3 protein-coding genes and 2 pseudogenes are annotated in these 5214 nt (G+C 36.0%); all 5 read right to left on the reverse strand.

All coding sequences use genetic code 11. The features are described from left to right. A partial coding sequence (locus tag AFK68_RS11655; RefSeq protein WP_256386540.1) for an NAD(P)/FAD-dependent oxidoreductase occupies positions 1–669 on the reverse strand: 669 nt, incomplete at its 3' end. Positions 670–678: 9 nt separating this feature from the next. Beyond that, positions 679–1123: pseudogene (locus AFK68_RS11660) on the reverse strand (flavin-containing monooxygenase); the annotation flags it as partial. 268 nt (positions 1124–1391) lie between these two features. Continuing rightward, on the reverse strand, positions 1392–2087 hold the full coding sequence (locus tag AFK68_RS11665; RefSeq protein WP_210407357.1) for a lipocalin-like domain-containing protein: 696 nt from the start codon (positions 2085–2087) through the stop codon (positions 1392–1394). 92 nt (positions 2088–2179) lie between these two features. Beyond that, positions 2180–3208, reverse strand: coding sequence for an alpha/beta fold hydrolase (locus AFK68_RS44860; protein WP_371357332.1), 1029 nt, complete (start codon positions 3206–3208; stop codon positions 2180–2182). A 3-nt stretch (positions 3209–3211) separates the two neighbouring features. Beyond that, positions 3212–5212, reverse strand: a pseudogene (locus AFK68_RS11675) (acyltransferase domain-containing protein); the annotation flags it as partial. Positions 5213–5214: the final 2 nt, after the last annotated feature.

Consider the following 5214-nt stretch of genomic DNA (forward strand, 5'->3'; position numbering starts at 1 on the left):
AATAGTTTTAATTTCATCAGCAACTACTTCTACATGAGGAAGTTGTAGAGCTGGATAATAATCATTGGAAACTAAAATCCGCTTACAACCAATTTCATGGTCTGGTTTCAGAATAGCTCTAAGATTTTCATCTTTAACAATTCGATTCCTTATGAAATTAAGCAAACCACTAACAAGTTTTCCGGGGATAGTATCTTGTTGTACTGTTATATAAATAACAAAATATTCCAGGGCTAAATACAAGAACCATCGGTACAATCTAAGTATGAATGGGAAAGTTTTACCTAACCAATGAAAAAAGTTTGAAAATTTAAAATCAGGTTTAGGTGAAATCCATGGAGCGCTACGTTGAAAAACAATCAATTTTTTCACCTGTTGAGCGATAATTGGAATAAACTGAATTGCACTTGCACCAGTACCAATTACTGCTACTGTTTCATCCTTTAAATCATGGTCATGATTCCAACGAGCGGAATGAAATTGAGTTCCCGAAAATGTTTCTAGACCATCAATATGAGGAATTTTTGGTTGATTTAATTGTCCACAAGCACTAACTAAAATATTCGCAGAAAATTCTTCTCCAGAAGCACTATAAATACGCCAAATATTTTTTTCTGCTTCAAAAACAGTCTTAGTAATTTCTGTGTTAAAAGTAATATGTTTTCTAATATCATATTNGTTGATTTAATTGTCCACAAGCACTAACTAAAATATTCGCAGAAAATTCTTCTCCAGAAGCACTATAAATACGCCAAATATTTTTTTCTGCTTCAAAAACAGTCTTAGTAATTTCTGTGTTAAAAGTAATATGTTTTCTAATATCATATTTCTCAGCACAGTTTTCTAAATATTCTAGTATTTCTGGTTGTTTGGGATAATTCCGACTCCAGTCAGTTTTGGGTTCAAAGGTATATGAATATAAAATAGATGGTGTATCACAACCACAACCAGGGTATGTATTATCATGCCATGTCCCCCCTACGTTATCTGCTTTTTCAAAAATTTTGAAGGTTGTGATACCAATTTTTTTGAGGTTAATTGCCATACACATACCAGATATTCCAGCACCAATAATCGCAATTTCTAAGTTTTCTTCTGAGTTACTAGAAATTTGTTTATTCATTGTGATTTCTCCAATAATTTTCTCTATATTAAATGTATATTTATTCNACACATACCAGATATTCCAGCACCAATAATCGCAATTTCTAAGTTTTCTTCTGAGTTACTAGAAATTTGTTTATTCATTGTGATTTCTCCAATAATTTTCTCTATATTAAATGTATATTTATTCAGGTAATAATTCAGCCTCGAAAATATAACAAATAGACAAGATATCTATTCTACCTGGGAATAATTATACAACACAGAATCATTTGTAATTAAAAAGCCTAAGAAACAAGTTTCCAAGTTACGCTAAAGAATACATCTTTGATGTTATTTGAGAGTATAATTTTGCCTTCTGAAAATTCCACATTACGTTCAAGGTCTACACCAACCCAATCAGGAATTACACTAACTTCCACATGGTGAATAACTGTACTATCTCGTAATTCATATTTACCACTGTAAGAAAGATAGTTTCTAGCAGCGCTAAAATATCTCAAGCTTGCCTTAATAGATTTGCCAAGATTGGCGATTAATTTTAGTCCCAATTTAACATCTTTCAACTCTTGCATTTCTTCCATTGAGAGGCCAAGAAGTGGGCGATCTGTGGTCATAATTGTCACAGAAACATATCCATTTTCAGTATATACAAGATAGCCTGTAGGATTTTTACCGTATGGGTAATCAATTTTTTGTTTACCATCCACAGTGTAAAAATCAGCAAGTTTCCAAGTGCCTACTAAATTATCTTTTGAGATTAAATTATCACTCATTTTTTCTCCTACTAAATCTTTAAGAACATCTGTCTGCCTATTCGCAACAGCTTTTTGTGAATTATAATTTGTTTCTGAACTTATATCTATTAGTTTGTTTTGTTCATAAGTTTTTCCTGAATCGAAAGTATTGCCATAATACGAGGCTATACCTAAGCTAGAAAATAGAAGGAAGGTAGTAATAAACACCCAAATTTTGCGCTTCATAAACTTATTCTTTTTATCCTTGCCTTTTTAGGAAAACCCTCCTTAATTTTAAATTTTATTAGAAAAGGGTGCAAACTTTGCACCCTAATAATTTATTGAGTAATTAATTCTGGTAAAAGTTCTTGAGAAATTAGCTCCAAAAGTAATTTTTGGCTATCTTTCAAAAACATAAACATATGTTTACCAGGTATCCGATCTATTTTGAGGTTGCTGTTAGTATACTCAGACCAATGAGAAAGTTGGCGATCGCTAAGTGTATTATCATCTACTCCACTAAAACTAGAGATGGGGCAATTTAGTGGCTTTTTCTCTACATAGTGATAGTAGTAACTTTTTAACAGTTGAAAATCTGCCTTAAAGATATTCATTAATTCATTGAAAAGCGATGGATCTTCAGAAATAGTTTTGGGAATTTCTGAAATTTCTAGAAGATAATTGAGTCGTTCTGCTTCTGAAAGAGATTCTATTTTTTCTAACAAAGTATTATCTGATGGTGGAACTACACCACTTAGAAACAACTGCATTGGTTTCAAATTATGTTTTTCTTCGAGAAAATAGGCAAGCTCAAAAGCAATAAACGCTCCCATACTATGACCAAAGAAAGCAAAAGGTTTATCTAAATAAGGAGAAAGGACATCTGCTAAAACCTCAATTAGACTGGCAAAATCTGTAAAAGGTTGTTCCTGAAGACGTCTTTGTCTTCCTGGTAGTTGAATGGGTAACACTTCTATTTCTGGAGGCAAAGCATCAGACCATTGTTGATAGATAGAAGCACTGGCACCCCAGGGGTGGAAGCAGAATAAACGGGTACTTGCATTAGGTTTTGGTTTGTGGTATGCAATCCAACCGCCTTCTTTTTTGGCCTCAACTGGAGTTTGGTCAGAACCACTATCAGTCAATTGTTCAACCAATGCTTCTGCTAATTCCATGATACTAGGACCTTGCAAAATTAAGCTAGCAGGTATAGTTACTGCTAGTTGTTTTTCGATTTTGCTCCGGAGTTCCACAACGCTCAAAGAATCAAAACCTAATTCTAGAACAGATTCGTTGAGGTCTAAACCTTCAGAAGTATTTAATTGCAGTACCTTAATTGCCAACTTCTGCAAATATTCTACTACCATCANTTCCATGATACTAGGACCTTGCAAAATTAAGCTAGCAGGTATAGTTACTGCTAGTTGTTTTTCGATTTTGCTCCGGAGTTCCACAACGCTCAAAGAATCAAAACCTAATTCTAGAACAGATTCGTTGAGGTCTAAACCTTCAGAAGTATTTAATTGCAGTACCTTAATTGCCAACTTCTGCAAATATTCTACTACCATCAACTTACGTTCTGCTACTGGAGCAGCTTGCAACTTCTCAATATCTATTACTGATGAAGGGGAAACTAAATCTTCTGATTCTGTAGACTTTTGCTCCGACTCTATAGCAGGTTTGAACTGTTGTTGTTTCAGCAACTCTAGTATTTTCGGCACTAACTCCAGTTCACTTTCTGAGAGATTACCTGTTTCTGCTAGTTGCTTGGTTAAAGTTTCTGTTGCTGTGTCTGTTATCTGAGTAAGAGTTGATTCTGATAACCCCGACTTCTCATTTTCTATCCAATACCTTTGTCGTTGGAAAGGATAAGTAGGTAAGGCCACTTTTTGTCGCTGATAATTTCCGTCAAATCCTGACCAATCTATTTTTGCTCCCCGAACGTACAATTCTGATAGACTAGAAAGTATTTGCTGCCATTCATCCACATTAGGACGTAATGATGGCAACCACTCACCTGCATCTTCTGGCAAACATCGACGCCCCATACCTAATAATATTGGTTTTGGTCCTACTTCTAGGAAAATATCAATTCCCTGTTGCTGCACAGCATCCATACTTTGGGCAAACTTAACCGGTTGTCGGACATGATCTACCCAATATTTAGCGGTAGTAATACTACTATCTGCCTTTGTCCCTGTGACGTTAGATATTACCGGAATCCTGGGTGTCTTATAGTCAAGTTGATTAGCTATCTCCTCAAACTCCTCTAACATTGGTTCCATTAGAGGTGAATGGAAAGCATGAGATACTTGCAGTTGTTTCGTTTTAATTCCTTCTGACTCTAACTTAGTAGCGATCGCCCTTACCGCTTCTGACTCCCCAGAAATCACCACACTTGCAGGTCCATTAATCGCTGCCATAGCTACTTTATCTGTGTAATTCGTCAGGAGAGGACGAACTTTTGATTCTGATGCCATAACAGAAACCATTTCTCCTCCTGGGGGTAACTCTTGCATTAATCGTCCCCTGGCAGTAATTAATTTTAATCCGTCTTCTAAACTAAAGATTCCCGCTATTGTTGCTGCCACATATTCACCTACACTGTGACCCATGACTACATTTGGTTTGATTCCCCAAGATTCCCATAATTTAGCTAGGGCGTATTCTATGGCAAATAGTGCTGGTTGAGTATAAGCTGTTTGGTGTAGGGGGGATGAATCTTCTTCAGTGTCAGAATACATAACATCTAACAGAGAAATTTTGTCTGATTCTTCTTGTTCCTCAACAATTGCACTGAAAATTTCATTACACCGCTCGATCGCCTGTCGGAAAACTGGTGCTTGCTCATATAATTCCCGACCCATATTAACGTATTGGGAACCTTGACCTGTGAATAAGAAAGCCACCTTTGGTATGGTGCTACTTGATACCTGTCCTGAGAATATTTCCTCAGCCGTTAATTTCTCCAATAGCTCCGCTTTGTTAGCTGCAATAACTGCTAATCTTTGATTCAAATGGGCACGTCCTATATTAGCTGTATAACAAATATCACCTAATTCATCCTCATTATTTTCTTTTTCCAGGTAATTTTGATAACGAACCACCAAATCTGCCAAAGCTTTTTGGGTTCTAGCGGACAGAGTTAATACATGGAGCGATCGCTCTGTCTCATTTTTACTTTTCACCTGTTCTGGTGCTGATTGTAAGATAGCATGAGCATTAGTACCACTCATGCCAAATCCACTAATTCCTGCCAACAGAGGTTTATCTGGTTTTTCCCAAGGTATCGCACTTGTTGCTACCTCTGCCGAAATTTTATCCCAATCAATCTGAGGGTTAGGTTTATTAAAGTGAAGATTTGGTGGAATTT

The organism is Hydrocoleum sp. CS-953, assembly GCF_002260545.1.
Lineage (GTDB): Bacteria > Cyanobacteriota > Cyanobacteriia > Cyanobacteriales > Microcoleaceae > Trichodesmium.

What these genes read in the sequence shown, in the direction of transcription:
- AFK68_RS44860 (WP_371357332.1), bottom strand. Translation starts at nt 3,208, where the DNA reads ATGGTAGTAGAATATTTGCAGAAGTTGGCAATTAAGGTACTGCAATTA.
- AFK68_RS11665 (WP_210407357.1), bottom strand. Translation starts at nt 2,087, where the DNA reads ATGAAGCGCAAAATTTGGGTGTTTATTACTACCTTCCTTCTATTTTCT.